29 protein-coding genes and 1 pseudogene are annotated in these 26,200 nt (G+C 63.5%); 18 read left to right on the forward strand and 12 right to left on the reverse strand.

What is annotated here, in order from left to right:
• Positions 1-24 precede the first annotated feature (24 nt).
• The 8 genes from D2T30_RS18875 to D2T30_RS18910 all read left to right on the forward strand — a co-directional run bounded on the left by D2T30_RS18875 (position 25) and on the right by D2T30_RS18910 (position 10,512).
• Positions 25-990, forward strand: a complete 966-nt coding sequence (locus D2T30_RS18875; protein ID WP_128210146.1) for an ABC transporter permease — start codon at positions 25-27, stop codon at positions 988-990.
• Positions 987-1,934 (forward strand): ABC transporter permease, encoded by a 948-nt coding sequence (locus tag D2T30_RS18880; RefSeq protein ID WP_128210147.1) that lies wholly within the window; start codon positions 987-989, stop codon positions 1,932-1,934. The genes D2T30_RS18875 and D2T30_RS18880 overlap by 4 nt, the downstream gene beginning before the upstream one ends.
• Positions 1,927-3,456, forward strand: coding sequence for a Sapep family Mn(2+)-dependent dipeptidase (locus tag D2T30_RS18885; RefSeq protein ID WP_128210148.1), 1,530 nt, complete (start codon positions 1,927-1,929; stop codon positions 3,454-3,456). The genes D2T30_RS18880 and D2T30_RS18885 overlap by 8 nt, the downstream gene beginning before the upstream one ends.
• Positions 3,449-5,095 (forward strand): dipeptide ABC transporter ATP-binding protein, encoded by a 1,647-nt coding sequence (locus D2T30_RS18890; RefSeq protein ID WP_128210149.1) that lies wholly within the window; start codon positions 3,449-3,451, stop codon positions 5,093-5,095. The genes D2T30_RS18885 and D2T30_RS18890 overlap by 8 nt, the downstream gene beginning before the upstream one ends.
• A 321-nt stretch (positions 5,096-5,416) precedes the next feature.
• Entirely contained in the window at positions 5,417-7,009 is a 1,593-nt protein-coding gene (locus tag D2T30_RS18895; RefSeq protein WP_241649201.1) for a TIGR04028 family ABC transporter substrate-binding protein, read from the forward strand.
• A 59-nt stretch (positions 7,010-7,068) separates the two neighbouring features.
• A complete protein-coding gene (locus tag D2T30_RS18900) occupies positions 7,069-8,028 on the forward strand; it encodes an ABC transporter permease (protein ID WP_128186470.1) in 960 nt (319 codons plus the stop codon).
• The gene (locus D2T30_RS18905) at positions 8,025-8,882 is read left to right on the forward strand and encodes an ABC transporter permease (RefSeq protein ID WP_128186472.1); all 858 of its coding nucleotides are present in this window, start codon (positions 8,025-8,027) and stop codon (positions 8,880-8,882) included. Before D2T30_RS18900 ends, D2T30_RS18905 begins: the two co-directional genes overlap by 4 nt.
• Position 8,883: 1 nt before the next feature.
• A complete protein-coding gene (locus D2T30_RS18910) occupies positions 8,884-10,512 on the forward strand; it encodes a dipeptide ABC transporter ATP-binding protein (protein WP_128210150.1) in 1,629 nt (542 codons plus the stop codon).
• A gap of 360 nt (positions 10,513-10,872) precedes the next feature.
• Here D2T30_RS18910 and D2T30_RS18915 read toward each other — a convergent pair whose 3' ends face one another.
• Positions 10,873-11,061 (reverse strand): hypothetical protein, encoded by a 189-nt coding sequence (locus D2T30_RS18915; protein ID WP_128210151.1) that lies wholly within the window; start codon positions 11,059-11,061, stop codon positions 10,873-10,875.
• A 113-nt stretch (positions 11,062-11,174) separates the two neighbouring features.
• Between D2T30_RS18915 and D2T30_RS18920 the strand changes: the two genes are divergently transcribed.
• The gene (locus D2T30_RS18920) at positions 11,175-11,843 is read left to right on the forward strand and encodes a DUF1007 family protein (protein ID WP_128210152.1); all 669 of its coding nucleotides are present in this window, start codon (positions 11,175-11,177) and stop codon (positions 11,841-11,843) included.
• Complete coding sequence (locus D2T30_RS18925; RefSeq protein ID WP_241651335.1) at positions 11,840-12,727, forward strand: nickel/cobalt transporter; 888 nt, start codon at positions 11,840-11,842, stop codon at positions 12,725-12,727. The genes D2T30_RS18920 and D2T30_RS18925 overlap by 4 nt, the downstream gene beginning before the upstream one ends.
• Before the next feature lie 59 nt (positions 12,728-12,786).
• Here the strand turns inward: D2T30_RS18925 and D2T30_RS18930 are convergent, their stop codons facing one another.
• Positions 12,787-13,491, reverse strand: a complete 705-nt coding sequence (locus D2T30_RS18930) for a 2,3-bisphosphoglycerate-dependent phosphoglycerate mutase (RefSeq protein WP_241651336.1) — start codon at positions 13,489-13,491, stop codon at positions 12,787-12,789.
• 85 nt (positions 13,492-13,576) lie between these two features.
• On the opposite strand from D2T30_RS18930, the gene D2T30_RS18935 reads away from it, so the two are divergent.
• The 5 genes from D2T30_RS18935 to D2T30_RS18955 are packed head-to-tail and all read left to right on the forward strand — an operon-like array spanning position 13,577 to position 16,990.
• Positions 13,577-13,888, forward strand: a complete 312-nt coding sequence (locus D2T30_RS18935; protein ID WP_128186482.1) for a cation transporter — start codon at positions 13,577-13,579, stop codon at positions 13,886-13,888.
• Positions 13,889-13,922: 34 nt separating this feature from the next.
• The gene (locus tag D2T30_RS18940) at positions 13,923-14,258 is read left to right on the forward strand and encodes a hypothetical protein (RefSeq protein WP_128186484.1); all 336 of its coding nucleotides are present in this window, start codon (positions 13,923-13,925) and stop codon (positions 14,256-14,258) included.
• Positions 14,255-14,581 (forward strand): hypothetical protein, encoded by a 327-nt coding sequence (locus D2T30_RS18945; protein WP_128210154.1) that lies wholly within the window; start codon positions 14,255-14,257, stop codon positions 14,579-14,581. The genes D2T30_RS18940 and D2T30_RS18945 overlap by 4 nt, the downstream gene beginning before the upstream one ends.
• The gene (locus D2T30_RS18950; protein WP_128186488.1) at positions 14,559-14,870 is read left to right on the forward strand and encodes a YtxH domain-containing protein; all 312 of its coding nucleotides are present in this window, start codon (positions 14,559-14,561) and stop codon (positions 14,868-14,870) included. Before D2T30_RS18945 ends, D2T30_RS18950 begins: the two co-directional genes overlap by 23 nt.
• Positions 14,867-16,990: a heavy metal translocating P-type ATPase gene (locus tag D2T30_RS18955; RefSeq protein WP_128210155.1), complete on the forward strand. Its 2,124-nt coding sequence runs from the start codon at positions 14,867-14,869 to the stop codon at positions 16,988-16,990. The genes D2T30_RS18950 and D2T30_RS18955 overlap by 4 nt, the downstream gene beginning before the upstream one ends.
• 54 nt (positions 16,991-17,044) lie before the next feature.
• On the opposite strand, the gene ahpC is transcribed toward D2T30_RS18955, so the two are convergent.
• The 6 genes from ahpC to D2T30_RS18985 all read right to left on the reverse strand — a co-directional run bounded on the left by ahpC (position 17,045) and on the right by D2T30_RS18985 (position 20,124).
• Complete coding sequence (gene ahpC / locus D2T30_RS18960) at positions 17,045-17,608, reverse strand: alkyl hydroperoxide reductase subunit C (protein ID WP_128210156.1); 564 nt, start codon at positions 17,606-17,608, stop codon at positions 17,045-17,047.
• A gap of 95 nt (positions 17,609-17,703) precedes the next feature.
• Entirely contained in the window at positions 17,704-17,937 is a 234-nt protein-coding gene (locus tag D2T30_RS18965; RefSeq protein WP_128233618.1) for a winged helix-turn-helix transcriptional regulator, read from the reverse strand.
• Between the two features lie 52 nt (positions 17,938-17,989).
• Positions 17,990-18,403, reverse strand: a complete 414-nt coding sequence (locus D2T30_RS18970) for a pyridoxamine 5'-phosphate oxidase family protein (protein ID WP_128186496.1) — start codon at positions 18,401-18,403, stop codon at positions 17,990-17,992.
• A 62-nt stretch (positions 18,404-18,465) separates the two neighbouring features.
• Complete coding sequence (locus D2T30_RS18975; protein WP_128186498.1) at positions 18,466-19,020, reverse strand: OTU domain-containing protein; 555 nt, start codon at positions 19,018-19,020, stop codon at positions 18,466-18,468.
• A 164-nt stretch (positions 19,021-19,184) separates the two neighbouring features.
• Positions 19,185-19,646 carry a Fur family transcriptional regulator gene (locus D2T30_RS18980; RefSeq protein ID WP_164884363.1) on the reverse strand — a complete coding sequence of 154 codons (462 nt, stop codon included), beginning with the start codon at positions 19,644-19,646 and terminating at the stop codon, positions 19,185-19,187.
• 28 nt (positions 19,647-19,674) lie between these two features.
• A complete protein-coding gene (locus D2T30_RS18985) occupies positions 19,675-20,124 on the reverse strand; it encodes a Fur family transcriptional regulator (RefSeq protein ID WP_164884364.1) in 450 nt (149 codons plus the stop codon).
• A 170-nt stretch (positions 20,125-20,294) separates the two neighbouring features.
• Between D2T30_RS18985 and D2T30_RS24175 the strand changes: the two are divergent.
• The 3 genes and pseudogenes from D2T30_RS24175 to D2T30_RS18995 form a co-directional block, all read left to right on the forward strand.
• Positions 20,295-20,387: pseudogene (locus D2T30_RS24175) on the forward strand (transposase); the annotation flags it as partial.
• Complete coding sequence (locus tag D2T30_RS24180) at positions 20,367-20,558, forward strand: hypothetical protein (protein ID WP_206613010.1); 192 nt, start codon at positions 20,367-20,369, stop codon at positions 20,556-20,558. The pseudogene D2T30_RS24175 and the gene D2T30_RS24180, both read left to right, overlap by 21 nt.
• 470 nt (positions 20,559-21,028) lie before the next feature.
• Positions 21,029-22,438, forward strand: a complete 1,410-nt coding sequence (locus D2T30_RS18995; protein WP_128210159.1) for a sugar porter family MFS transporter — start codon at positions 21,029-21,031, stop codon at positions 22,436-22,438.
• A 483-nt stretch (positions 22,439-22,921) separates the two neighbouring features.
• On the opposite strand, the gene D2T30_RS19000 is transcribed toward D2T30_RS18995, so the two are convergent.
• From D2T30_RS19000 to D2T30_RS19015, 4 genes are read right to left on the reverse strand one after another with little or no spacing between them, the layout of a single operon-like run.
• Positions 22,922-23,347: a pseudoazurin gene (locus D2T30_RS19000; protein WP_128186508.1), complete on the reverse strand. Its 426-nt coding sequence runs from the start codon at positions 23,345-23,347 to the stop codon at positions 22,922-22,924.
• Positions 23,344-24,117, reverse strand: coding sequence for an ABC transporter ATP-binding protein (locus tag D2T30_RS19005; RefSeq protein WP_128186510.1), 774 nt, complete (start codon positions 24,115-24,117; stop codon positions 23,344-23,346). The genes D2T30_RS19000 and D2T30_RS19005 overlap by 4 nt, the downstream gene beginning before the upstream one ends.
• Positions 24,114-25,154, reverse strand: coding sequence for a FecCD family ABC transporter permease (locus D2T30_RS19010; RefSeq protein ID WP_128210160.1), 1,041 nt, complete (start codon positions 25,152-25,154; stop codon positions 24,114-24,116). Before D2T30_RS19010 ends, D2T30_RS19005 begins: the two co-directional genes overlap by 4 nt.
• Positions 25,151-26,131 carry an ABC transporter substrate-binding protein gene (locus D2T30_RS19015; RefSeq protein WP_128210164.1) on the reverse strand — a complete coding sequence of 327 codons (981 nt, stop codon included), beginning with the start codon at positions 26,129-26,131 and terminating at the stop codon, positions 25,151-25,153. Before D2T30_RS19015 ends, D2T30_RS19010 begins: the two co-directional genes overlap by 4 nt.
• Between the last annotated feature and the right edge of the window lie 69 nt (positions 26,132-26,200).

Consider the following 26,200-nt stretch of genomic DNA (forward strand, 5'->3'; position numbering starts at 1 on the left):
GAAGGCGCCACCAACAGGTGTGGAATGCTGCGTCATCTGCTACGACGAGTCCTGATCGCGATCCCGGTGCTGTTCGGGATTTCTCTGGTCGTGTACCTTCTGGTCAACCTTCAGCCGGGCGACCCCTTTGTCGGCATGGTCGGGCCGGAAACGACGCCCGCGGAAAAGGCCGAGCTGTTGCGGCGCTATGGGTATGACGATCCACTGGTCGTGCAGTATCTGCGCTGGCTGACGCGCGCGCTTGCGGGGGATCTGGGCTATTCGCTGCAACAGGGGCGCCCGGTCACGGCGCTGATCGGCGAACGGCTGGGCAATACCGGGCTTCTCGCGGGGGCGGCGCTTGTCCTGACGCTGGTGGTGGCGCTGCCGCTTGGGTTGTTTGTCGGGCTGCGGCGCAACGGCGGGGTGGATCTGGCAGTTTCGGTGCTGTCCTTCGTGCTTGTGTCCGTGCCTGCGTTCTTTCTGTCCATGTTGCTCATCAAGGTCTTCGCGGTCGATCTGCGCCTGTTGCCGACGGCCGGGGTGACGACTATCGGTGCCGATTATCACGGGTTTGCGCATCTGCGCGATGTCGCATTGCATCTGGTGCTGCCCGCGTCGGTTCTGGCCCTTGGCAACATCGCGGTGCTGAACCGCTACTTGCGGGCCTCGGTCAGCGAACTGGTCGATCAGGATTTTATCCGGGCGCTTTTCGGGCGCGGCATTCCGCGGCGCAGGGTGATTGCGCCGCATCTGCTGCGCAATGCCGCGCGGCCGCTGATCACCATCGTCAGTCTGGAAATTCCCGCGCTGCTGTCCTCGGCGCTGCTGACGGAGACGATCTTCAACTGGCCCGGCATCGGCAGGCTGAGCTTCGAGGCCGTGCAGGGCCGCGATTATCCCCTGCTGATGGGCATCGTGTTGTTTCTGGCGGTGGTCACGCTGGCATGCAACCTGCTGGCGGATGTCCTTTACGCGCTGGTGGATCCTCGGGTGAGGCTGGCGCCATGACCGAAACCCTTTCCCATTCGACCGGGCCGCGGGCCGCGGGCGGATCGTTGCGGCGCCTGCTTCAGGACCCGTTCTTCGTGATCGGCGCGGCGGGTCTGTCCGTGCTGCTGCTGCTGACGCTTCTGGCCCCGTGGATCGCGCCTTTCTCGCCGGACGAAGGGGACCTCTTTTCCATCGAGGCGCCCCCCGGGGACGGGCATCTGCTGGGCACCGACGAAATCGGCCGCGACGTGTTTTCGCGCCTGCTGTACGGTGGGCAGGTGTCGGTGCTTATCGGCCTGTCGGCGGTGGCCGTGCAACTGGTCATCGGGATCAGTCTGGGGGCGATCGCCGGCTATTTCGGCGGTCTTGCCGATGCGATCGTGATGCGGCTGACGGAAATCGTCATGTGCTTTCCCTTTTATGCCATTGCCATCACCCTTGCCGCGATCTTCGGCGCGAGCGTCTGGAACGTCATCCTGATTATCGGCATCCTGCACTGGACGGGGCTGGCGCGGCTGGTGCGCGGCGAATTCCTGTCCCTGCGCGAACGCGATTTCGTGCGTGCCGCACGCAGCATCGGCGTTTCCCGGACACGCATCATCTTTCGCCATCTGTTGCGCAACGCGAGCGGGCCGATCCTTGTCTATGCCACGCTGGCGGTGGCGAATGGCATTCTGGCCGAAGCCGCGCTGAGCTTTCTGGGCCTTGGCGTGCGCCAGCCGCAGGCGTCATGGGGCAACATGCTGTCGGCGGCGCAAAGCATGCGGGTGCTGAGCTATCAGTGGTGGCTCTGGATCCCGCCTGGCGCAGCCATCGTTCTGATGGTGCTGTCGATCAATTTTCTGGGCGAGGCTTTTCAGCGCGTCCTGAACCGCCGGCCTGCCGCGCCAGTGGCGGACCTGGTGTCGCGCCGCGGATGGCGCGCACGGCTTCCTGTTACGAAAGGATCGGAAAATGGCTGATAATCTTGCTGCGTCGTATGTTCCGAAAGAACTGACTGCCGCCGAGCAGGACCTGTTCACCCGCGCAGGCGCCTGGTTCGAGGATCACAGGGCCGAGTTCGTCGCGGATCTGCTTGCCTGGGTGGCGGTTCCCAGCGTCAGCGAGGCATCGCAGGCGCAACCCGGCAAACCTTTCGGGCCGGAGGTCGCCCGTATCTTCGATCTGGTTACCGCCCGCGCGCGGGAACTGGGCTTTCGCACCGAAACGCATGACGGCTACGCAATTTCGGTTCTGTGGGGGGATGCGCTGGAGGAAATCGGGCTGGTGTCGCATCTGGATGTGGTGCCTGCCGGAGAAAACTGGACCTTCGAACCCTATGCCCCCTTTGAGCGCGACGGGTTCGTGGTCGGGCGCGGGGCATCCGACAACAAGGGACCGGCGCTTGTCGATCTTTATCTGCTGCGCGCGCTGCGCGACCTTGGCCTCCGGCCCCGGCGTACGATCCGCATCGTCTATGGTGGCGCCGAGGAAACCGGGATGGAGGATATGGAACATTACGCCCGGCATTACCCGATCCCGGAAGTGTCGATCATCTCGGATGGCGGCTTCCCGGTGAACTATGCGCAGAAGGGCGGGTTGAACCTGTCCCTGCATGTGCCCGCGGGGCCGGTGCTGTCGGGGTTCCGCGCCGGTGTGGCGGAGAATGCGGTGCCGGCCACGGCGGCGATCAGGCTGCCGCAGGCCTATGAAACCGTGCGTCAGGCGCTGGCGCAACTGCCAGCCGATCTGGCCGCCGTGCTGAGCGTCGCCGAGGCCGATGGCGCCACGGTGCTGACGGCCAGGGGACAATCCGGCCACGCGGCCTTTCCCGAGAATACCCGCAATGCGATCCCGCTTTTGCTGCGCGCGCTGATCGGAGCGGGGCTGGTCGAAGGCCGGGATCTGCAGGCGGCGCAGGTGGTGGCGGGCATTCTCGCCGATCCCTGGGGCGAGGGGGCTGGCACCGCGCGCGAGGATGAAACCACCGGCCGCCTGACGCAGAATGGCGGGATCGTGGTTCCGGCGGACGACGGCTTTGATCTGTCGATCGATATCCGCTACCCGATCTCGGCCGATGCGGCGGAGCTTGAGGAGGTTCTGGCGCAGGCGATCCGCCCCGTCGGCGGCAGCGTCCGCGTGACGCGCCATGCCGCGCCCATGCACATCGACCGCGACAGCGATCTGGTGCGGCTGTTGCAGGACACTTTCGATACGCTGGCCCAGACGAAGACCGAGCCTTTCGCCATGGGCGGCGGCACTCATGCGCGGGTCTTTCCCAAATCGGTGACCTTTGGCCCCGGGTTCGGGCGCAATCCGGATCTGTTGTTCCGGGGCGAAAGCGTGACGGTGCATCCCGCCTTCGTGCCCGAAAGGCATGGCGCGGCGCATGGCCCCGATGAATTCGTGTCGCTCGAAAATCTGAAACGTGCGCTTGGGGTCTATGCGGTCACCTTGCCGCGTCTGGACGACTGGCTGGACAGGGGATCGCGCAGTCATGCCTGAGTTGACGCCGTTGATGTGCGTGAAGGATCTGGATATCCGGTTCGCCGGGTCCTCTTCTTCGGCGGTCAGGGGGATTTCCTTCACGGTCGGGCGCGGCGAGATCGTGGCGCTGGTGGGGGAATCCGGATCAGGCAAATCCGCCACGGCACTGGCCCTGACCGGGCTTTTGCCCGGGGATGCGCAGGTCGGGGGCGAAGCCCGTTTCGACGGAACTCCGCTCCTGCCCGGCAACGCGGCGCAGCGGAACGCCTTTCGGGGGCGCAGGGTGGGGATGGTGTTTCAGGATCCAGCGGCGGCGCTGGATCCGGTGTTCACGATCGGCTGGCAACTGGATGAAACTCTGCGCCGCCATCACCCGGCGCTGGATCGCAAGGGCCGCCGCGATCGCGCCATCTCCCTGCTGGAGGCCGTCGGCATTCCCGAACCGGCGGACCGGCTGCGGCGCTTTCCAAATCAGATGTCCGGCGGTCAGTTGCAGCGGGTGGTGATCGCTCTCGCCCTTGCCGGAGAGCCCGACCTGCTGATCGCGGATGAACCGACGACCGCGCTGGACGTAACCGTACAGCAGGGGCTGCTGGATCTGCTGTGGCGACTGAACCGCGACCGGGGCATGGCGATCTTGCTGATCACCCACGACATGGGGGTGGTCGCCGATCTGGCGCAGCGGGTGTTGGTGATGCGCCATGGCGTCATCGTCGAAACGGGGGATGTGCGGGAAATCTTTCAGGCACCGCGGGCTGCCTATACGCGGGCGTTGCTGGCCGCGCTGCCCGGTCGGGCCGGGTCCGCGACCGCGCAGGCGGATATCTCCGCGCCGGTGCTGACGGTCGATGGGTTGCGCATCGCCTATTCGAGCGGCTTCGGGCGCCGGAACGAGGTTGTGCATGGGGTGAGCTTTGACATCCATGCCGGTGAATTCGTGGGACTGGTCGGGGAATCCGGGTCCGGGAAATCCACGATTGGTAGCTGCCTTCTGGGTCTGATCGCGTCGACGGCCGGCCGGATCACCTTCGACGGCAAGGATCTGGGCCGCCGCGCGCCCGGGGATGTCGCAGCGTTGAGACCACAGATCGGTGCGGTGTTCCAGAACCCGATGGGGTCGCTGAACCCCCGCCTGACCATCGCCGAGTCGATCGCCGAGCCGCTGCGCACGCATCGCCGGCTGGACGCCCTTGCCCTGCGCCGCAAGGTGGATCGGCTGATCGGGAATGTGCAGCTTCCCAAGGGCTGGCGCGACCGGCTGCCCGCCGAACTCTCGGGGGGACAGCGCCAGCGCGTCGCCATCGCCCGCGCGCTGGCGCTGGATCCGCTGTTGCTGATTTCGGATGAACCGACATCGGCGCTGGATGTGTCGGTTCAGGCGGAAATTCTGGACCTTCTGCGGCAATTGCAGCAGGAAACGCGGTTTGCGTGCCTGTTCATCAGTCATGATCTGGCGGTGGTGCGTCAGCTTTGCCAACGGGTCGTGGTGCTGCGCGCGGGCGTGGTGGTCGAGGCGGACCGGACCAGCCGTGTCCTTGACGCGCCGCAAGAACCCTATACGCGCAATCTGGTCGCAAGCGCGCCGCTGCCCGATCCGCAGAGACAGGCGGAAAAGCGTGCCGTGAGGCTGGGGCTCCGCAGGGAAGTCTTTGCCTGACAGGGGCCTGACCGCGGGCGATCCGCGGGGCCGGTTTCCCGCCACTGCCCTGAATCGTAAAAGATGCCTGTTGCGCCGGCGCTGTCCGACCCGGATGTGATCGCGGGCGAATCGGCGCGGCTGTCGCGATGGGGAAAATATTCTCCGGGCCGTTTGCGCGGCGCAAGACCACCATTGCCGGGTCCGGAAAAACGCCACGCCCGATCCATCGACTTGACCGGCGGCATGACTAACCTGAGCCGGACAGATCAACGGGACGACATTCACATGAAACGCATATCGCTACCACGGCCAAGCCGTCGCGCTTTTGGGCTTTGGTCTTTGGCACTCGGTCTGGGGCTGGCGACGGCGCCCGCATTTGCGCAGCAGGTGCCGAAGGCCGGAGGCACGCTGATCTATCTGGAACAACAGCCCCATACCGTGCTGTATCCTCCGGCTGGCGGGTTCTATCCCAATGGCGGGGTGCTCAATCAGATCACCGACAAGCTGACCTGGCAGAACCCGGAAACGCTTGAAATCCAGCCGTGGATCGCCGCAAGCTGGGAGGTGAACGCCGAGGCCACCGAATACACCTTTCATCTGCGGCCGGGCGTGACCTTTTCCGATGGCACGCCGCTGGATGCGGCGGCGGTGGCGGCGAACTTCGACGCATTCGGCCAGGGCAGGAAAGACAAGAGCTTCGCCGTTTCCGAGGTTGTCAACAACTACGACCGTTCCGAGGTGATCGATCCGCTGACCGTGCGGTTCCACTTCAAGGCGCCCAGCCCGGGCTTTCTGCAAGGCACCTCGGTCATCGGGTCGGGGCTGGTTTCCCTCTCGACGCTTGACCGCAATTTCGCGGAACTGGGGGATGCGCGGCTCATCATCGGGTCCGGCCCTTTCGTGGTCGAGAACGAGGTGCCGGGCACCGAGCTCGATCTGAAGGCACGGGAGGATTACAACTGGGGTCCCGAGGGTCATCCGCATCAGGGGCGCGCCCTTCTGGATGGCATCAAATATATCGTCGTATCCGAGGATTCGGTGCGGATCGGGGCGTTGCTGTCGCGGCAGGCTGATTTCGTGCGCCAGATTCAGGCCTATGACGAAAGCAAGCTGCGCGATCAGGGCTATGTGCTGTATGCGCCGCCAACGCGCGGGGTGAACAACTCGATCTCGATCCGCCCGGACAATCCGCTGGTGGCCGATCTGCGGGTCCGGCAGGCGCTGCAACATGCCACCAACCGCGAGGAAATCGTCAAAACGCTGTTTTCGGACAATTATCCGGTGGCGACATCGGTGATCGCCTCGACGGCGCAGGGATATGTGAACCTTGCCGATAAGCTGAAGTTCGACCCGGTTCTGGCGGATAAACTGCTGACCGAGGCGGGCTGGGTGCTGAACGCCAGGGGACTGCGCGAAAAAGACGGACAGGTTCTGGAATTCACCACCTATGAATCGCTGCCTCAGCCGCAGAACAAGGCGACGCTGCAACTGGTGGCGCAACAATGGGCCAAGGTCGGGGTGAAGCTCAACGTGCAGGGTGGCGATGCGGGCAGCCGGGTAACGGACAGCCTCGATCCGCTGAAGACGGCTGTCCTGCCCTCGATGGTGGGTCGCGCCGATCCCGATGTCATCAAGAGCCAGTATTATCCCACCAACCGCAACGCTCTGCTGCAAACCGGCGGCGTATCGGACAAGGTGGAATCCTTCCGCGACGACAGGCTGAATGGCCTTCTGGAGGCGATTGCCGCCGAGACCGATGCCGCGCGGCGGATCGAACTGGTGGGGGATGTGCAGAACTACCTGCTGGATCAGGCTTATACCGTGCCGATCTTTGAAGAGCCGCAGGTGTTTGGCGGCGCCCCCTATGTGAAGGATGTGGCCTTTGAGGCGGTCGGTCGTCCGAGCTTTTACGGCACCTGGCTCGACCGCTGACGGAAACGTGGGGGGACGGGATGATCCGGCCCCCGATACCGCGTTCCACGGGAAAGAAAATGGCGACTTCTCTGACATTGAAAAACATCGTCACGAAACTGGGACAGGGCCTGTTCGTGCTCTGGGCCGCGTTCACGATTTCATTCGTATTGCTGCAGATCATGCCGGGGGACGCGATCCTTGTCCGGTTCATGGATGGCGACATGGGGCTGACCCCGGATGCCATCGCCAGTATCCGCACATTCTATGGCGCGGATGAGCCGTTCCTTGTGCAGTATTTCCAGACGATCATGGCGTATCTGACCGGGAATTTCGGCAATTCCGTCATTTCCGGCATGCCGGTGGCGCAGGAAATTATGGTCAACCTGCCCAGAACGGCGCTTTTGGCGGGATTGGGGTTTACCGGCGGGGTTACGCTTGCGCTGATCATAGCCGTGCTTGCGACGTTGCCGGGGTTTCGCTGGATCCGAAATCTGTTTCAGGCGGCGCCGGCGCTGCTTGCCTCGGTGCCGGTGTTCTGGCTGGGGATCTTGCTGATCCAGATCTTTTCTTTCCGGCTGGGGCTGATTTCGGTGATCGCACCGGGTCCATGGGAAAGGCTGATCCTGCCGGTGGCCACGCTGGCCGTGCCGATCGCCGCGCCGATCGCCCAGATCCTGTTGCGCAATATCGATGCCTTTTCCGTTCAGCCCTTCGCCTATGTCGCGCGGGCCAAGGGCGCTTCGCAACGCTACGTGCTGTTGCGCCATGTCGCCCGGAACGCGGTTCTGCCGGTGCTGACGATCGCTGGCGTGACGTTCGGGGAACTGCTGGCGGGGGCCGTGGTGACGGAAACCGTCTTCGGCCTGAATGGTTTGGGGCGTCTGGCCGAACGTTCCGTGCGCAATCAGGATGCGGCGGTGTTGCAGGCCGTGGTCCTGATCGCGGCGTTTGGCTATGTCGTGGTGAATTTCATCGTCGACATGCTTTACCCGCTCATCGATCCGCGCCTGCGCAAACCTCAAGGAGGAAACGCATGAGTAGTTTCAGTGAGCCGGTGATCGCCCCGCGGATCGGGACGGGCCGTGGCCTGCGCCGCCTGTTGCACCCTGTCACGCCGGGGCTTTGGTTGTCGGTGGCGATCCTGATCGTGGTGATCCTGTGGGCCGTGGCACCCGGGCTGTGGACCGGATACAATCCGGTCGAGGGTCAGTCCGGCAACCAGTTGCAGTCCCCCTCCGCCGCCCATTGGCTGGGCACGGATGAGTTGGGGCGCGATCAGCTTGCGCGATTGATCCATGGCGCGCGCTATTCCCTCTCGGGCGCGCTGACGGCGGTTGGCGTCGGCCTGCTGGTCGGTACACTGATCGGTCTGGTTGCCGGGGCGACGGGTGGGCGCACCGATACGGTCATCATGCGGCTGGTGGATGTGCTTCTGGCGATCCCCAGCCTGCTTCTGGCGCTTTCGTTCATCATCATTCTGGGCTTTGGCCATATTCAGGCGGCAATCGCGGTCGGGATCACCTCGATCGCCGCCTTCGCGCGGCTGGCGCGGTCCGAGGTCGTCTCGGTCCGCCGCCGGGAATATGTCGAAGCGGCTTTCGGCAGCGGCGGTACATTCCTTGGCGTGGTCTGGCGCCATGTTCTGCCGAATTCGCTGAATTCCGTGCTGGCCTATGCCGCCGTCCAGTTCGGCTGGGCGATCCTTCAGATATCGACGCTTGGCTTCTTGGGATATGGCGCGCCGCCGCCGACCCCGGAATGGGGCCTGATGATCGCCGAAGGCCGCAACTACATGACCACCTCGTGGTGGCTGACCATCTTCCCGGGGCTTTTCGTCATTGTGGTGGTTCTGGCGGCGAACCGGGTTGGCCGCGCATTGAGAAGGAACTGAGATGAACAAGCCGATTGCAGCCGTTTACGCCGGCCTGTCGCAGGATGTGCCAGTGCTGTCCGTGCGCGGGCTGTCGGTCGCATATGACGGCCGGGAAACCGTGCATGACGTGTCCTTTGACATCGGCCGGGGCGAGGTCGTGGCGCTGGTGGGGGAATCCGGTTCGGGGAAATCCACCACGGCGCAGGCGATCATCGGCCTTCTGCCGGAAAACGGGCGGCTCACGGCCGGGCGGATCGTGCTGAACGGCGAAGACATCTCGGTCTGGAAAGGGCGCCGGCTGGATACGATCCGGGGGACGGTGGTCAGTCTGGTGCCGCAAGACCCGGGATCCTCGCTTAACCCGTTGCGCACCATCGGCAGCCAGTTGACGGAAATCTGGCGGCTCCACGGCCATCGTGACACGGCTGCGATCCGTCAGGAGGCGGTCGAACTGCTGGGGCATGTCGGGTTGTCGCATCCGGAACTGCGCTTTGGGCAATATCCGCATGAACTGTCGGGTGGGATGAAGCAGCGGGTGCTGATCGCCATCGCACTGGCGCTGAAACCGGCGCTGATCATCGCTGACGAGCCGACATCGGCGCTAGATGTGACGGTGCAGAAACGGATTCTGGACCTGATCGACAAGTTGCGGGTGGAAAATGGCACCTCGGTCCTGCTGGTCACGCATGATCTGGCGGTGGCGGGGGACCGGGCGGATCGCATCGTCGTGCTGAAAGGCGGCGCGATCCAGGAAGCCGATGTTTCGTCCAGGGTTCTTGGGTATCCGGCATCGGCCTACACGCGACAGCTTTTGGCGGATATTCCCTCGCGCACGCATTTCGCCCCGCGCCCCGCGATACCCCGGGCCGCCGCGCCGATCATCGAGGTGCGCAATCTGGTTCAGGATTTCGATGCGGCGGGGGGGCCGTTCCGGGCGGTGGACGATGTGTCGTTCTCGGTGCTTGAGGGCACGACCCATGCGCTTGTCGGGGAATCCGGCTCTGGCAAGACGACGACGGCGCGCGCCGTCGCCGGGTTGAGCAAGCCCACGCGCGGGCAGGTTTTCGTCAATGGCCGGGACATCACGGCCCTGCGGGGCGAGCCGCTGCGCCAGTTCCGCCGCGAGGTGCAACTGGTCTATCAAAACCCCTTCGCCTCGCTTGATCCGCGCCAGACCGTGGGCGAGATCATCGCGGAACCGCTGCGCAATTTCGGCAGGCCCGACCGGGCCGAGCGGCACGCCCGCGTGCTGGCCGCGCTGGAACAGGTGCAGCTTGCGCCCGAACTGGCCGAGCGGCGTCCCGCGGCCCTGTCCGGGGGGCAGCGTCAGCGCGTGGCGATCGCGCGGGCGCTGATCCTGTCGCCCCGCCTGTTGGTGCTGGACGAGGCCGTTTCCGCGCTGGATGTCACCGTTCAGGCGCAGATCCTGCGCCTGCTGGACGGTTTGCAGCGCGACCTGAAGCTCACCTATCTGTTCGTCTCGCACGATCTGTCCGTGGTGCGCGGTATTGCCGATACCGTCACCGTGATGCAATCGGGCAAGGCGGTCGAAACCGGAGAGGTGCAGGACGTCTTTGAACACGGACGCGCCGAATATACCCGCGCGCTGATCCGTTCCATTCCGGGCGGGCGTTATCTGGAACGTTAAGGATAGGGTGAATTCCGCATCCGAAACGACGCTGACCCTCGATGCGCGAAAACCCTTGACTGGGACGACCCCGTTACCAAAGTCCTGAGCGTAGTGAAATCCCTATCCGGGATTTACTGAAATACGTGTCTGGGATTTACCGGAAACCTTGTCCGGGAATTTGCGAAACCCGCAATCTGCGAGCAATCGAGATCGAGACACAGATGTGGACCCGCTTCGCTGATCACCATCCCGGCCAGTGGCTTTTGAAAATTGCCGCACATACAGGCCTGACATAAGACCGCACTCGATCACCTGTCCCAAGAGAAGAGGCCTTGCACAATGGGCGGCAACCACAGAAGTTGCTAGGGCCGATGCGGTTCAGGTTGCGCGGATCGAGGCGGCGTTGCCCGCCTTGGTAGTCGCCCGCGCATTTGAACGGCCGGTAGGCGTGGGGATGCTTTGGGCGGCGGCCGTGCCCAATTCGATCGGCATGAAACCGCAAAGTGCGATGATCACGAGTGGTGACGCAAGGAACCGCACGATGCCATATAGCGGGGCGAAAGGCATCGGAGCCCCCGCCGCTGCGGTCAGCAGCCGGGGTATCGTGATTCTGCCGGTTCGGGATTTGCCGCTGATCTGCCCGACTGGCGATCCGCCCAGGGGTCAGGTATTGTTGGACCATGCGTCGCATCCGGGTACTTTCCGTTTCTTTCGCTTGTCTGGGCTTTGGCCTGTCGCCCGGACATGCCCATCCGCATGAGTTCATCGACACTGGCATAACCTTTCGGTTCGACGACAGGGGTCAGCTCGGGGCGATCGGCGTCGTCTGGGCTTGGGACGAACTGACCTCAATGCTGATCGTCGAGGACATGGAAATGGATACGGATGGCGATGGGGAGCTGAACGGCGATGAGTTGCAACGACTGCGCGATCACTTCGGCCGCTGGCCTGACGATTTTGGCGGGGATCTCTATGTGAAACAGGGCGGAAAGGCCGTGACGCTCAGCGGTCCCCTGGATGTGCAGGCGGAATACCGAGGAAATCGGGTGATCATCAGCCATTTGCGGGCCTTGCCGCTGCGCCTAAATCCCGAGACAGCCCCCGTCATCGTGCAGGCGTATGATCCGGCCTATTATGCCTTCTACGATCTGGTGGAAACGCCCGGAATTCGGGGGCGCGAAGGCTGCAGCGTTACGATCCGCGAGGCCGACATCGCTGCCGCCCAGAAGCGTTACGATCAGTTGTTGGGGCAATTGACCGAACAGGAGATAATGGAAGAAGGAAAATATCCGGAGGTCGGCGGTGCCTTCGCGGATGAGGTCAGGATCGAATGCGACAAGCGGGAGTGATCGCAGTTCTCCTCGTGGTGCTGGTCTCGGGGCTGTTCTTTGTCCACGGCATACAGGATTGGTTCGTCCATCATGCCATTCCGTTGCAGCGCGAAGCGCAGAATGCGCTTGCCGGTGCGCTGCGGTCACTGCGGGCAGCGCAGCCGGGGGCGGTTACCGGCTTTCTTTTGCTGTGCTTTTCGCATGGTTTTCTGCATGCTCTCGGCCCCGGACATGGCAAGGCGGTCATCGCGGCCTATGGCGCCGCCGCGCCATCGTCATTGCGTTGGCTTATGGCTCTGGCCGCGTTGTCCAGCCTCGCGCAGGCGACGGTAGCGGTTGCGCTGGTCTATGCGGCGGTCTGGCTGCTTGACGGCGCGCGCGATCGCGTCGAGGGGCTGGCCACGATGATCGAGCCATTCTCCTTCGCGATCATCGCCCTTCTCGGTCTGATGCTGGTTCGCCGCGGGGCGGGGCGCTTGATAGGGATATTCGCGCGGAAGCGCCCGACGGGTCATCACCACCATGTCCATGGGCCGGATTGTGGCTGCGGCCATAGCCATGCGCCAGATCCGGCCGCGCTTGCCGCCGCCCGTGACAGGCGGGAAGCCGTGGCCCTGATCCTTGGCGTCGCCCTGCGTCCATGCACCAGCGCGTTGTTCCTGCTGATCCTGACATGGCGGCTGGATCTGGAACTTCTGGGAATTCTTGGCGCCTTCGTCATGGGGCTGGGGACGATGACGGTCACCGTTTCGGCCGGGCTGGCTGCCGCCCTGCTGCGCCGGGGTATGTTCCTTGCGCTGCCTGAGGGAAGGTCTCTGGCCCCGGCGGTCGCCCTGTCCGAACTGCTGCTCGGGGCGTTGATCGCGGTGCTGGCGGGCGGCATGGTCCTTCGCCTGATCTGACCAAACCGACATCTTCATGCCCGGATCAGCCCCCGTCATGCCTGGGCCCCGCGCAAAGATTATGCCGGGCGAAGCTCTTCCACCGACAGCGTGGTTCCATCAGGGGCGATCTTGTAAACGATCGGAACGCCCGTCGGGATCTCGCGGTTGGTGATGGCTTCCCCGTCCAATTCTTCAAGCTTCATGATCAGGGCCCGAAGCGAATTGCCATGCGCAGCGATCAGCACGGTCTGTCCGGTGAGCAAAAGCGGGGCGACATTGCGCTCATACCACGGCAGGACGCGGTTGGCCGTATCTTTCAAACTCTCCCCGCCCGGTGGCGCGATGTCAAAGGAACGGCGCCAGATATGCACCTGATCATCGCCCCAGCGTTGCCGGGCGTCATCCTTGTTCAGGCCCGAGAGGTCGCCGTAATCGCGTTCGTTGAGCTTTGATGAACGGGTAATCACCAGATCGGTAATGCCCATTTCCTGAAGTGCGAAATCCAGCGTGTGATAGGCGCGCTGGAGGGCCGAGGTGAACCACGCATCCGGGATTATGCCGTGTTCCCGCAGGGCCTTTCCGGCGCGACGCGCCTCTTCGATGCCCCGTTCGGTCAGGTCGGGGTTGGGATGTCGGTAAAGAGGTTCCGTGCGTTCCAGGCGCTCTGGCCATGTCGCAGCAGGATAAGGGCGCGGCTCATCGGAGGTTCCTTCTGTATCGCGGTGGCTATTCTGAAATTCATTAATGCAACTGCAACGCAGTCGCAATAGATATGGGTGCAACGGGGTTGCAACGTTCCCGGGGCGACCTGTATCAGTGCAGGATTCTGACTGTGACGGTAAACATGCTGATGGGAGGCGGGTTCGCATGACGGATGAGGAATTGCTGGCGGGGTTGGCGGCATGCCGGATCGCGCATCACATTCCGGGACGGCTGCGGGTGAAACTGGGCGCAACGTCTTCGCAGGCCATGCCCGGGCTTGCCGAGGCGGCGGCGCTTCTGGATCGCCTGCGCGCCATTCAAGGTGTGAAGGCGGTAACGGTCAACAAGCTCGCCCGGTCATCGACGGTGGAATACGATCCCGCCATTCTTGCGCCCGAAGGTTGGGAAGATGTCATGCAGGGTAGGCAAACCGGGGCGGCTGAAGAACTTCTGGCACGGTTTGGCAAGACCAGATAAGCATGATGGCAAAACTGGAAAGGACCAAGGGATCATGAATCCGATCGTGACACTTGCGGCAGGCATCGTTCTTGGCGCGCTTGGAATCCGTTATGGACAGAAGCGTGGATCGCTCCGCGCGATCCGCCAGAGCGGAGAAACCGGAACGGCGCTGATCCGGGGTGGACTGGACCGTGCTGGCGACCAGTTGCGTGGCGCGGCTGTTTCGGGCCTCGCCGTGGTCGAGAAGCAATCGGGTCAACTGCGGCAGCGACTGGAGGGCGGCCCGGCAGAGCCTGTCCCGGAGCCGCCGAAAAAGGTGAGCCGCGCAAAGCGCAGCCCCCGCAAGACGCCCGCCGCGACCGCGGCGAAAGGGAAGGCCGATTCGTGAAGCAGAAGCAGCGCAAGCGGGTCACGCAGGCGCAGGTCGCGCGGATGGCGTTCACGCGGGGGCTGGTCGCCACGGGTGTGCTGGCCTTTGCCGAAAGCGGTGGTGGGGCGCTGTCGCGGAGCGCTTTGCGCCGCGCGCTCAAGTCCGGCATCGCGGTCGCCAGCGGTACACTGGTGGCCGATTCCCTTGAGCGGGACGAACCCTTGAAAGCGGTGCTGGCGATCGCGGGCGGGATCGTTGGCGCTGCGGCAACCGACCGATTGCTGGCGGTGGCGGATCAGGAACAGGAGCGAGTGAGAGATGGCAAAGAAGAAATCGGCTAAGAAGAAAAAGAACAACAAGATCCGTTACGTGGAAGCCGCCCCCCGGAAGGCGACGGTGCTGGATGGGCTCAAATCCGTTCTGCCGGAAACCGCGTCCGGGCAGCTCCTGCTGGGGGTGCTGATCGGAGGTGCGGTCACCTATGTGATGAGCGACGAAAAACTGCGTGAGAAGATCATCCGTCAGGGTGTGCAGGCGTTCGGCAACGCAGCGGGCGCGCTGGCCGAGTTGAAGGAACAGATCGCCGACATCCAGGCGGAAGTCATGGCGGAGCAATCCGAAGAGGCATGACGCAGGATTTCTTGCTGTCGCGGGCGGAGGCGGTGCATTGCCTGCCCGCCCGCGTGCGGTTTCGGTGTGCCTTCCGCGATGCGGGGCAGGCGGATTGGTCGATGCTGACCGCGCTCGCCCTGGGGATCGACGGGGTCGAAAATGCGCGGGCCAGTGCGCATGCGCGCTCGCTCGTGCTCGGCTTCGATCCTGCCGTGACCGATCCCGCGCGGATTCGTGCGGAGCTGCTCTCCCTCGGGGCGCAGGCCGCGGCGGCGCGGGGGGATTCAGCGCCGGCCCATGCCGCCCGCAATGCGCTGCTCACCAGTGCGGTGGTCCTGTTCGGGATCGGCTGGTTGCCGAGGGCCTTGCAGTTCGGGATTTCAGCGGTCGCCGCCTCTTCGCTGTTTCGCGAGGCGGGCGAGGATCTGGCGCACGAAGGGATCACCTCGCGGGTGCTTGAGGGGCTTGCGGTGGCGATCTCGCTGACGCGGGGGGATTACGCCGTGGCGAATACCACGGGGTTCCTGCTGTCTCTTGGGGAATATCTGAGCGAAACGACGGCAAGACGTTCCGACATGCTGCTGCGCGAATTGCTGCGCCCGGCCCATCCTTCGGTCTGGGTGATGCAGGACGGGCAGGAGGTCGAGATCCCCGCCGACGAGGTGGTCATCGGCGATACGGTGATCGTGGCCGCGGGGTCGGTTCTGCCGGTCGACGGGCGCGTGCTGTCCGGTCTGGCCAGTGTCAACGAGGCGGCCCTGACCGGTGAAGCCACTCTGGTCGAAAAGAAGCGCGGGGCCAAGGTGCTTTCCGGCGCTCTGGTTCAGGAAGGCCGGATCGCGGTCTATGCCGAAAGTGTCGGCGCCGGCACGGTGGCGGCGCGGATCGCGGAATATGTCGAGCGGTCGTTGGCCGCGAAGGGGCGGATGCAGCTGGATTCGGCGCAGCTTGCCGATCAGCTGGTGCCGACGATCCTGCGGGTGGCGACGGCCTCTTTCCTGATCTCGGGCGACTGGCGGCGCCCGGCCTCGGTCCTGCAGGCAGATTATTCCTGCGCGCTGAAACTTGCGACACCGATCGCCTTCCGGTCTGCGATGTACGGGGCCGGGCAATCGGGCATCCTCATCAAAGGCGCGGACGCGCTGGAGCGTCTTGCGGAAGCGGATACCTACGTCTTTGACAAGACCGGAACCCTGACCACCGGTGTTCTTGAGGTCACCGACGCGATTGCCTTCGACGCCGATTTCAGTCCTGAGGATCTGATCTGCCTCGCCGCATCGGTCGAGGAACATTACGCCTTCCACCCGCTGGCGATGGCCGTGGTGGAGGCCGCCCGCGCCACCGGGCACAACAAGCATTTCGACCATCAGGAAGTCGAGTTCATCGTGGCGCATGGCGTTGCGAGCAGCATTGACGGAAAGCGGATCGTCGTCGGTTCCCGGCATTTCGTCGAGGACGATGAGGGGATTGATTGCAGCGCCCATCGGGGCATGATCGATCACCTGTTCGATGAAGGGAAAACCGTACTTTTCGTGGGATTCGGTGGCCGCCTTCTGGGGATCATCGGGCTGGAGGATACGCTGCGCCCCTCGGCTGCGGCAAGCATCGCGCGGCTTCGGGAACTGGGCGGCAAGCGGATTCTGATGCTGACCGGGGACCGTGAGGATCGCGCGCAGGAAATCGCCGCTGAGCTCGGGTTGGACGGCTACCATGCCGATCTGCTGCCCGAGGACAAGGCGCGCATCATCGAGGAGCTTGGCAGGTCCGGCGCGCGCATCGCCTTTGTCGGCGACGGGATCAACGATGCGCCGGCGCTGGCGCGGGCCTATGTCGGGATCGCGATGAACCGCGGCGCCGATATCGCCCGGCTGACAGCAGATATCGTGCTTCTGGAAGATGACATCGCAGGGATCACCGATGCGGTCGAGATCGCCCGCGAGGTGATGGATGTCATTCGTGTCAGCTTCCGCCTGACCATCGGGTTGAACACCACCATTCTTGCCGGTGCCGCACTGGGTCTGCTGTCGCCGCTGGCGACCTCGGTCCTGCACAACGGCAGCACCATCGCCATTCTGCTCAATGTCCTGCGCCGGCATATCGGTCCGGCGCAAAGGCCCGTATTGGCCCCTGTGGGCTGACCCGTCGCCGGGGGCGCAGGGCGGGATCCGCCTCTTGCGCCCCCCGGCCCGCCGTCAGATCTTGCCGACCAGATCGAACGAAGGTGCTAGGGTCTTTTCCCCTTCCCGCCATTTGGCCGGGCATACCTCGCCGGGGTGATTGCGAACATATTGCGCGGCCTTGATCTTGCGCAGAAGATCGGCGGCATCGCGGCCGACGCCCTCTGCCGTGATCTCCAGCGCCTGGATCACGCCATCGGGATCGACGATGAAAGTGGCGCGATCCGCGAGGCCCTGCTCTTCGCGCATGGCGTCGAAGTTGCGGGTGACGGTCCCCACCGGATCGCCAATCATCGTATATCTGATCTTGCCGATCGTATCGGAGCTGTCATGCCATGCCTTGTGGGTGAAATGCGTGTCGGTCGAGACCGAGAACACCTCGACGCCAAGGCTCTGAAGTTCCGCATAATTGTCGGTGATATCGCCAAGCTCGGTCGGACAGACGAAGGTGAAGTCCGCCGGATAGAAGAAGAACACCCCCCATTTCCCCAGGACATCGGCCTCGGTCACGGTTATGAATTTGCCGTCCTTGTAGGCCTGGGATTTGAAGGGGCGGATTTTCGTATTGATCAATGCCATATCGACTCTCTGGTTCTGGTGAAGATCGGCGGGCCGGAGCTTTCGGAGAAGAAGGCACCGGCCCGGTGGAGGTATGGGCGTGGATGCGCCCCGCCTCAGGGACTTTCGCGTTCCCAGATCCGTGTCACGCCGATCTTTTCGGCGGGACGGATCAATCCTTCCTGCGCCATGCGGCGCAGAAGATGCAGGGTGCCGGTTCGGCTCATGCCCAGCCGATCCTGCAATTCCGTCTGGGTTCTCGGACGGCAAAGCTGATCGAGGACGAGCTGGCGTCTGGCGCCGGCCCCGGCATTGCGACGGCCAAGAATTTCCGGGGTCTTTCTGTACATTGTCGTCTCCGCCCGACGCCCGCCCGGCGGGGCCGGTTCAGTGTCGCGCGTTTCATGCTGCGCCCAGTTCGTCCATCTTCTTCCCCGCATCCGGGCCGGAACGCAGTGAAAATATCTCGTCGATGTGGACGAGGATCGCGAATTTCGGCGTCTTCATGCCGTTCTTTCCCGCGAATTCAACGGCATTGTCGAAAGGCGCGCCTTTGTCGAAGATCTCCGGTGTGCCGAGAAAGCGATAGCCGTCAAGCTTTTCACCGTCGATGACGGCGACCGCGATCCTTGATCCGTTGCGCAGATTGGCCAGCGTCTGGCCGCCGGTATTTTCGTTGAAGATCAGGGTATGGTCGTCATAGACACGCAGGCTGCGCTTGGGTCCGAGGTTGGGAATCCCGCCCTCGGTGACTGTCGCCTGGATCGGCGTCTGGGTCGCCAGCATGTCTTTCATCGCATCGGTAAGGGTCTTCATGGTCCTTCTTTCTTTCTGGTGGATAGCGCCGCCCTCCGGTTCACGCCGGGCGGCAGGCGGGTTCAGTTGGTAAGGCGGCAATGGCCACAGCGTCGCGGGTCATCCGCCTGTCCGACATGGGCGGCGGCATGGCTGACGGCGGCAACGGCTTCGCGCAGTCTGTCGGTATAATGCTCGATCGACGGTTCCGGCTCGAACTGTTGCGCCAGATGTCCGGCCAGCTCTGAGAGGGTGTATTTCAGATGCTGGACGCAGGCGATCCGCAACTCGATGGGCGTCGAGGGCTGCCGCGCCGCGTTGATCAGCCTGTCGAAAGCAAGGATCAGAAGACGGCGGCATTCCGGCTCGTTTCCGTCCTGCGCCGCGAGTTGTGCGAGATTGTGGCAGGCGATATTCATGATAGCGGGCAAGGGAACGGCGGTATCCTTGGGGTTCCGCGTCTCGAAGAGCCGCTCGGCTTCCTCGACCGCGCGGGTATAGAGTCTCCGGGCCGGTTCCACCGCGCCATCCTTGAAGGCCTGATTGGCTGCCGAGGTCAGTTCCAGCCAGCGATGGTCACGCAGGATCGGGATGGCCGTGACGGGAGAGAGGTCTTCGGGCAGGGCGCGGGTGTTCATAGGGGCTCCGATATCTCTTGTTGTGGGCATGACGAGACCATGGCGTGGGTTGCACGCATCATTGTCAGGCGGGAATGGAGGGGCGTTTCTCAGTCGCCCATGCGGTCTGGTTTAGCCGGGCGGTGGGGCATGTTCCGGTTCAGCGGACACGAAGGGCCGATGGGTCATCCGGTCTCTCCTTGGTGTTGCGGGGGAGCTGGCTCAAGACGGATCACGACGTCGATATTGGCGATCCGGTAGCCTTGCGGTGGAACCGGCAGGCGTGCGAAGCCGATTTCATCGGGCGGGATGTCGATCATCCGATTGTCTGCCTCGATATGGAAATGGTGGTGATCCCCGGTGCCGATGTCGAACTGCGCCGCGCCGCCTACGGTGGCGAGCCGCCGGATAAGGCCATGCGCCGCGAAGTCGCTGAGCGTATTGTAGACGGTCGCAAGCGACAGACGTTGCCCGGTCTCCATCGCGGCGGCGAAAATCTCGTCAGCGGTGAAGTGATGATAGCTCTTGCCGAACAGGATATCGGCGATGGCCTTGCGCGAGCGGGTGACGCGCAGTCCCGCGGCCTCCAGCAGGTGAACGCCCTTTGTCTTGGGGGCGTTGCGCTCGATCGTGGCTTCCTGAAACATGGGGGTTGGCTTGTCGCTGGGGGTGTCGTCATGAGGAATGGAAGGGCGTGTCTTCACGCCGGATGCGGCACAGGACATCGACGCTGGAAAGCCTGTAACCCTCGGGCGGCGTCGGGAGCGCGGGGAGTCTGCTCATGTCCGGCGGAATATCAAGCAGGCGGTCTTCTTTCTCCACGTAGAAGTGGTGATGATCCCCGCCCAGCAACTCGTAACAGGAGGTATTGCCGTAAACCGGTACCCGACGCAGGAGCCGGCTTGCGCGAAAGTTTTTGAGGCTGCCGCGGATGCAGCTCAGCGGTCCCGGCGCGCCGCGCCTGCGCATCTCGTCATAAAGGCCCCCGGCTGATACATGACGAGGCGGTTGGCCATACAGGATGTCGATGATCGCCAGACGATGCCGGGTGACGCGCATTCTGGCTGTGGCCAGAATGCGACGGGCTTCTTCCGCGGGGATTCGGCCGTTTGGATTCAGCGTCATCGCCTGCCTCCTGTATTGCGATCTACTCGCAACAAAATGACAGCGCGACAGCGCGAGGTCAAGCATTATCGCGAATGATAATCAGTAGCATTTGCGTGCCGTACTCAATCCCCCCCCCCAACGCTGTGCACGGGAACTCGCGCCCATGTCGCGCGCTGCCGGATCAGAGCGGCAAGGAGCGGTTGTGGGCGATCTCCAAGATGGGGAACCGGTCTCTCCGGCGGCTGCTTTACTTGGGTGCCATGGATGTGATCGCCTCCCGCATGCACCATGCCGATGTGGTGATGGAAATGGGCGACACTTTCTTTGAGGCTCAATGCACCGCCGCAAAGTTGAGACTTCTCTGCATCCGGACGAAATTCGAAGCCAATGCGCGGGCACTGGGGTTTTCCGGTGTGAATCTCGTCTGCATGTCTGCGGAAACAGATGAGTAATCCATGCTGGCGGAAGCCGCCCGCCAGTTTGGCAGGAATCCAAGAACGGATCGAAACGCTGAGGCTGAGTGAAGAAGTCGCCTACAAAACATGGGGCTGTTCAGGGCTCGGCACGCAGCACCCCATTGGAGTTCAACTCGCACGCAATCATCGGCACCAAGACCTCTGTGTTGCGCGCTCGAGCTCTCCCTGTTATAAACTGACACTCCTCGGTATCCGCGCTTCGGGCGCATCGCGTGCCGAGCATCATACGATTCCCGCGATCTTCGCGCGGATGCATGGTGAATGGATCACGGTATGCGGTTTCAGCCGCGATTGCCTGCGATCCTTAGTCGATGTGGTCTTTCGTATCGCATCTTTCAGCCGGGTGCCTGCTTGCGGGCAGCCCATTCGGCGCAGCTTTGCTCAATAAGCTTCATGGCATTTTCGGCCATGATGCCTCGTGTTCATAATCAAGGAGAACTAACAGCGTGACAGATCAGGTCGCTGAGGAAGAGAACAAAGTCCGGCTCGCAGAACGGATCGGCGCGGACCTTTACCTGTTGTCGATCGTCCTCACCGTGGCAATCGCCGGTTTCCTGTATGGTTACGATACCGGCATCATTTCCGGTGCGCTCTTGCAGATTACCAGTGAATTCGATCTGAACCATCGCCAGCAGGAACTGGTGACGAGCGTCATCCTCGTGGGGGCGGTGATCGGGGCGCTGAGTTGCGGGAAGATTTCCTCGCTGATCGGACGGCGCTACACCATCATGCTTGTGGCCGCGATCTTTGCCGGGGGCGTCATCGCGGCGGGACTGGCACCGAGCGCCTTCTGGCTGGGGGCCGCGCGGCTTGTTCTGGGTTTTGCCGTTGGCGGCGCTTCGCAGATCGTGCCGGTCTATATCGCTGAACTCGCTCCTGCTGAAAAGCGTGGGAGAATGGTGACTTTCTTCAATATTTCCATCGGGGTGGGAATTCTGGCCGCGGGCCTTGTCGGGGCGTTCCTGCAAAACCTGTGGGATTGGCGGATGATGTTCGCCGTGGCGGCCGTGCCTGCCGTCCTTCTCCTGATCTCCATGCTGCTCCTGCCGGAAAGCCCGCGCTGGCTGGTCGGGCAGGATCGGGTTCCCGAGGCCCGCGCCACACTGGATCTGGTCCGCGAGACGGAAAAGGAAGTCCACCGCGAAATTCGTTCGATCGAGAAGATAAACGATGCGGCCGACGCGCGGAAGGACAACGGCTGGCGCACTCTGGCGCAGCCTTGGATGCGGCCCGCTCTTGTCGCGGGCCTCGGCGTTGCGGCTTTCACACAGCTTTCCGGTATCGAGATGCTGATCTATTACACCCCGACATTGCTGACGAATGCGGGCTTCAGCCATAATGTCGCGCTTCACGCCGCCCTGGGTGTCGCGGTCATCTACCTTGTGATGACGATCGTCGGCAAGCTGCTGGTCGATCACCTCGGGCGTCGGCGCCTTGTGCTCATCATGCTGCCCGGTGCGGTGATCAGTCTTCTTGTAATGGGGGCGCTGTTCCTGATCGGCGGCGAGGTTGCGTCCAATGCCTGGCTCATCGTCGGATGCCTATTCGCCTTCATGGTCTTCAACGCCGGTGGCATTCAGGTGATCGGCTGGCTCATCGGTTCGGAGGTCTATCCGCTTTCCGTTCGGGAAAAGGCCACGAGCCTGCATGCTGCGGTGCTCTGGGGGTCCAACCTGGTGCTCACGGCGACGGCGCTGACGATGGTGCAATGGCTCAGCATCGGCGGAGCGATGTGGTTCTATGCTGCGCTCAACGCACTCGGCTTCATCTTCGTGTATTTCCTCGTGCCGGAAACCAAAGGCAAAAGTCTGGAGGCAATTGAGGGAGAGCTCAGAAACGGGACATTTCGTCCATGAGGACGAGCGGAACCCCGTTCGGAGGGAATCTTCGGCCGGGGTTCCTTGCAGCGGCCACCGAGCTGCCGCACCTCACAACTCAAGCCCAATTGTGGCTATGTGAAGCACAACAGGTATCGCCGGATCGGCGAAGACCGCACCGAGCAGTGGGACATGCTGCCCCACGCAGTTGCGGGCCACCGTGACTAGGAGTGCCTTTTCATGGCATTGAGCATCACCCCCGATTTCGAATACGTGCTCATCAATGCCACGATCTCGGAAGTTCATGCCGATGCAAACTCGCAAAGGAGAGCTTGAAGCTCACCCCACTGGCCCGGCCAGCGGCGGGCTGATGACCAAGCTCCATGTCGAGGTCAATGTGTGCGGTTTGCCGGTCCGGCTCATGATTACGACAGCCCGCAGGCACAGGGGTCAGGCCGATCGGTGACAGGATGAACCGCAGATCACGCTCTTGAGTTACATCCCGAATGGCTGTATCGCGCCTCAGTCCGGGGCATGGTGCGCCGCAAGGATCGCCTCGAACCGTTCCCGCGCCTTCTTGGGCAGGTCGTCGGGCAGGGCCACGTCTTCAGCATCGCCGACCTGGATCAACATCACCATACCCATGGCGATATGGGGCGAACATTTGATCCCGTAATTGCCTGGAACGTCGAATGCGATAGTAAAATCCTCGTTGATTTTCGATTTGAACGGCGCGGCCCCCTCGGGGATCATGGTGTCGATCGTGGCGGCATTGTGGCTTGGTTGGCTGGGAATGAAGCGCACGGAATCCCCCGGAGCGATGTGCAGGAAGGAGGGCTCGTAGATCATCGGGCCGTTTTCCGAGCGGTTGAACATTCCCACCTCATGCACCTCGGCAAAGGCGGGCATGGCGACCAGACAGGCAAGAACGGCGAAGGTGTATTTCATGGGTGATCCTCAAGGCAATGAAAGCGGAACTGGCGCGCGCCATCCGTGGGGTCGGTCAGCGTGCGGGCACCGACGCGGAAGATCGCGGCAAGGCGTTCGTGGGTGAGCACTTCGGACGGCGGGCCACAGGCCGCAAGGCGTCCGCCCTCCATCACGGCCAGCCTGTCGCATCCCATGGCCTGATTGAGGTCATGCAGCGCGATCACCACCGTGACAGGCAGCGTCGAAATCAACCGAAGAAGCGACAGCTGATGATGGATGTCGAGATGGTTTGTCGGCTCGTCCAGCAGCATGATTCGTGGCCGTTGCGCAAGCGCACGGGCGATGTGGACACGCTGGCGTTCGCCCCCGGACAGCGTGGTCCAGGCGCGCTCCGTCATATCCTCCATGCCGACCGCGGCCAGCGCCTCGGCGCAGATCGCCGCGTCATGCGGCCCGAAGGGCGCAAGCGGTGACAGCCACGGCGTGCGGCCAAGCTCGACGGTATCGCGAACTGACAGGGCCTCGGCGGTTTCGGCCTGTTGCTCGACGAAGGCAAGACGGCGGGCCACCTCGCGCCGGGGAAGGCGGCGCAGCGGCATATCGTCAAACCAGACCTCGCCCACCGGACGCGGGGCAATCCCGGCCAGAAGCCGCAGCAGCGTGGATTTGCCCGAACCGTTGGGACCGATCAGGCCGAATGTCTCGCCTGCCGCGATGTCGAGGCTGACCTCCCCGACGATCCGGCGCCCGCGTACGGTCCAACCGAGGTTACGTGCCGCGATCTTCATCCGCGAACCTTCCCCCGGATCAGGATCAGCGCAAAGCCCGGTGCGCCGACAAGGGCCGTCACCACGCCGATCGGCACGACCTGACCGGGGATCAGCATGCGCGAAACCACATCGGCGGCGATCAGGAATATCGCTCCGATCAGCGCGGCCGTGGGGATTAGCCGCCCATGACGCGGCCCGACCAGAAAGCGCGCGGCATGCGGAATCACCAGCCCGACGAAACCGATGGAGCCGACAAGGCTGACCATGGTCGCCGTCATCAGCGTGACCGCCCCGATCAGCACGATCTGCACCCGCCGCACCGCAATGCCAAGCGCCGAGGCCGCATCCGCGCCAAACGAAAACGCGTCCAGCGCCCGCATATGCCACAGGCAGGCCAGAAACCCCGCGATTGCCACCGGCGCGGCCAGCGTCACATCCGGCCAGCGCACGCCCGACAGGTTTCCAAGCAGCCAGAAAATGATCCCGCGCGCCTGTTCCGCATTGGCCGATTTCGCGATGAAAAATGACGTCAGCGCATTGAACAACTGCGATCCGGCGATGCCGGCCAGCACCATCTGCGCCGGGCCTCCGCCCGCGGCGCGCGCAAGCAGCGACACCAGCCCGAAGGCCAGCGCCGCCCCCACAAAGGCACCGCCGGAAATGCCGATGGCACCTGCGCCCAATCCCATGATGGTGACGGCCACCGCCCCGGTCGATGCGCCGGCGGAAACCCCCAGCAGATAGGGATCGGCCAGCGCGTTGCGCACCAGCGCCTGTAAAACGACGCCCGCCAGCGCCAGCCCTGCTCCGCAGGCGGCGGCAACCAGCGTGCGCGGCACCCGATAGGACCAGATGATGCCCTGATCGATCGGATCGACCGGATGCCCGGCATTCCACAGATTGTTGGCCAGCGCCGCCCACACGGTGTCCCAAGGGAGCGGTGTTTCCCCCAGAACCACACCGCCAAGGATGGCTGACAGCAGCACGGCCACCCCCGCCAGCGCCCGAAAACCGACGCGCGGCAACAGCCCGGCGGGGAGGGCCGCCCCGATCATTTCAGATCGAACTTCGGCAGCGCTGCGGCCAGTTCCTCAAGCGCGGCGATGTTGCGGATCGAGGGGTCCATGGCATGGGCGTCGATGATGACGATGCGGTCGTTCTTCACTGCATCCATCTCACGCGTTACCGGGTCGGATTTCAGGAAGGCGAGCTTCTTTTCGTAGTCGTCGGCCTCGAACCGGCGGCGGTCCATGCGGGCGATCACGATCACACCCGGATTGGCCCGGGCGATGGTTTCCCAACTGACCACCGGCCATTCCTCGGGGCTGTTGATCACGTTCTTCAGGCCGAGGGAGGCCATCATCCACGCCGGCGCACCGCCGTTCCCCGCGACATAGGGATCGATGTCCATCTCGGCCGAGGAAAACCAGAACACCGCCGAGGCATCTTGCAGATCAAGCGCCTTTGCTGCCTCGATCGCGGCGGCCTCGCGGGCCTTCAGACCATCGACCAGTTCCGCGCCACGATTCGTCACGTCGAAGATCTGCGCAAGTTCCGTGACACCCTGATAGAGGCTGTCCATCGAATACATCTCGGTCCGGGTGCCATCCGACCCGGCTGTATTGTCCTTGCCGACGCAATCCGCGGGCAAGGTGTAGGTCGGTATGCCCAGATCGGCGAACTGTTCGCGCGTCGCGACGATCCCCTGCGCGCCGATGTGCCATTCATATTGAACGGCAACAAGGCCGGGGCGCTTGGCCACCACGCTTTCAAAGCTGGGATCGTTGTCGGCCAGCCGCTCGACGCCCGCGTTCAGATCCTCAAATTCGGGCAGAACCCCGGTGAACCAGACCGATGTGCCGACGACCTTGTCGCCCAGACCGAGGGAGTAGAGAATCTCGGTCGTGGCCTGACCGACGGTCACCACGGTTTCCGGCGCCTTGTCGAAGGTCAGCGTAACGCCGCAGTTCTGCAACGTCAGCGGATAGCTGGTTCCGGCCAGGGTCGGCGCGCCAAGGCACAGCGACAGCATCGCGGTCGCCGCGCAAAGCCGCAGGGTGGAGGGAAGTCTCATCCGGGGTCTCCGATCATGGATGGGGCG

The organism is Paenirhodobacter populi (genome assembly GCF_004022215.1).
In the GTDB taxonomy this organism is placed as follows: Bacteria; Pseudomonadota; Alphaproteobacteria; order Rhodobacterales; family Rhodobacteraceae; genus Rhodobacter; species Rhodobacter populi.

Excerpts from the sequence above, each read along its gene's own strand:
- D2T30_RS18875 (WP_128210146.1), top strand. The coding sequence starts at position 25 with ATGCTGCGTCATCTGCTACGACGAGTCCTGATCGCGATCCCGGTGCTG.
- D2T30_RS18880 (WP_128210147.1), top strand. The coding sequence starts at position 987 with ATGACCGAAACCCTTTCCCATTCGACCGGGCCGCGGGCCGCGGGCGGA.
- D2T30_RS18885 (WP_128210148.1), top strand. The coding sequence starts at position 1,927 with ATGGCTGATAATCTTGCTGCGTCGTATGTTCCGAAAGAACTGACTGCC.
- D2T30_RS18890 (WP_128210149.1), top strand. The coding sequence starts at position 3,449 with ATGCCTGAGTTGACGCCGTTGATGTGCGTGAAGGATCTGGATATCCGG.
- D2T30_RS18900 (WP_128186470.1), top strand. The coding sequence starts at position 7,069 with ATGGCGACTTCTCTGACATTGAAAAACATCGTCACGAAACTGGGACAG.
- D2T30_RS18905 (WP_128186472.1), top strand. The coding sequence starts at position 8,025 with ATGAGTAGTTTCAGTGAGCCGGTGATCGCCCCGCGGATCGGGACGGGC.
- D2T30_RS18910 (WP_128210150.1), top strand. The coding sequence starts at position 8,884 with ATGAACAAGCCGATTGCAGCCGTTTACGCCGGCCTGTCGCAGGATGTG.
- D2T30_RS18915 (WP_128210151.1), bottom strand. The coding sequence starts at position 11,061 with ATGCCTTTCGCCCCGCTATATGGCATCGTGCGGTTCCTTGCGTCACCA.
- D2T30_RS18920 (WP_128210152.1), top strand. The coding sequence starts at position 11,175 with ATGCGTCGCATCCGGGTACTTTCCGTTTCTTTCGCTTGTCTGGGCTTT.
- D2T30_RS18935 (WP_128186482.1), top strand. The coding sequence starts at position 13,577 with ATGACGGATGAGGAATTGCTGGCGGGGTTGGCGGCATGCCGGATCGCG.
- D2T30_RS18940 (WP_128186484.1), top strand. The coding sequence starts at position 13,923 with ATGAATCCGATCGTGACACTTGCGGCAGGCATCGTTCTTGGCGCGCTT.
- D2T30_RS18950 (WP_128186488.1), top strand. The coding sequence starts at position 14,559 with ATGGCAAAGAAGAAATCGGCTAAGAAGAAAAAGAACAACAAGATCCGT.
- D2T30_RS18955 (WP_128210155.1), top strand. The coding sequence starts at position 14,867 with ATGACGCAGGATTTCTTGCTGTCGCGGGCGGAGGCGGTGCATTGCCTG.
- ahpC (WP_128210156.1), bottom strand. The coding sequence starts at position 17,608 with ATGGCATTGATCAATACGAAAATCCGCCCCTTCAAATCCCAGGCCTAC.
- D2T30_RS18965 (WP_128233618.1), bottom strand. The coding sequence starts at position 17,937 with ATGTACAGAAAGACCCCGGAAATTCTTGGCCGTCGCAATGCCGGGGCC.
- D2T30_RS18970 (WP_128186496.1), bottom strand. The coding sequence starts at position 18,403 with ATGAAGACCCTTACCGATGCGATGAAAGACATGCTGGCGACCCAGACG.
- D2T30_RS18975 (WP_128186498.1), bottom strand. The coding sequence starts at position 19,020 with ATGAACACCCGCGCCCTGCCCGAAGACCTCTCTCCCGTCACGGCCATC.
- D2T30_RS18980 (WP_164884363.1), bottom strand. The coding sequence starts at position 19,646 with ATGTTTCAGGAAGCCACGATCGAGCGCAACGCCCCCAAGACAAAGGGC.
- D2T30_RS18985 (WP_164884364.1), bottom strand. The coding sequence starts at position 20,124 with ATGACGCTGAATCCAAACGGCCGAATCCCCGCGGAAGAAGCCCGTCGC.
- D2T30_RS24180 (WP_206613010.1), top strand. The coding sequence starts at position 20,367 with ATGGATGTGATCGCCTCCCGCATGCACCATGCCGATGTGGTGATGGAA.
- D2T30_RS19000 (WP_128186508.1), bottom strand. The coding sequence starts at position 23,347 with ATGAAATACACCTTCGCCGTTCTTGCCTGTCTGGTCGCCATGCCCGCC.
- D2T30_RS19005 (WP_128186510.1), bottom strand. The coding sequence starts at position 24,117 with ATGAAGATCGCGGCACGTAACCTCGGTTGGACCGTACGCGGGCGCCGG.
- D2T30_RS19010 (WP_128210160.1), bottom strand. The coding sequence starts at position 25,154 with ATGATCGGGGCGGCCCTCCCCGCCGGGCTGTTGCCGCGCGTCGGTTTT.
- D2T30_RS19015 (WP_128210164.1), bottom strand. The coding sequence starts at position 26,131 with ATGCTGTCGCTGTGCCTTGGCGCGCCGACCCTGGCCGGAACCAGCTAT.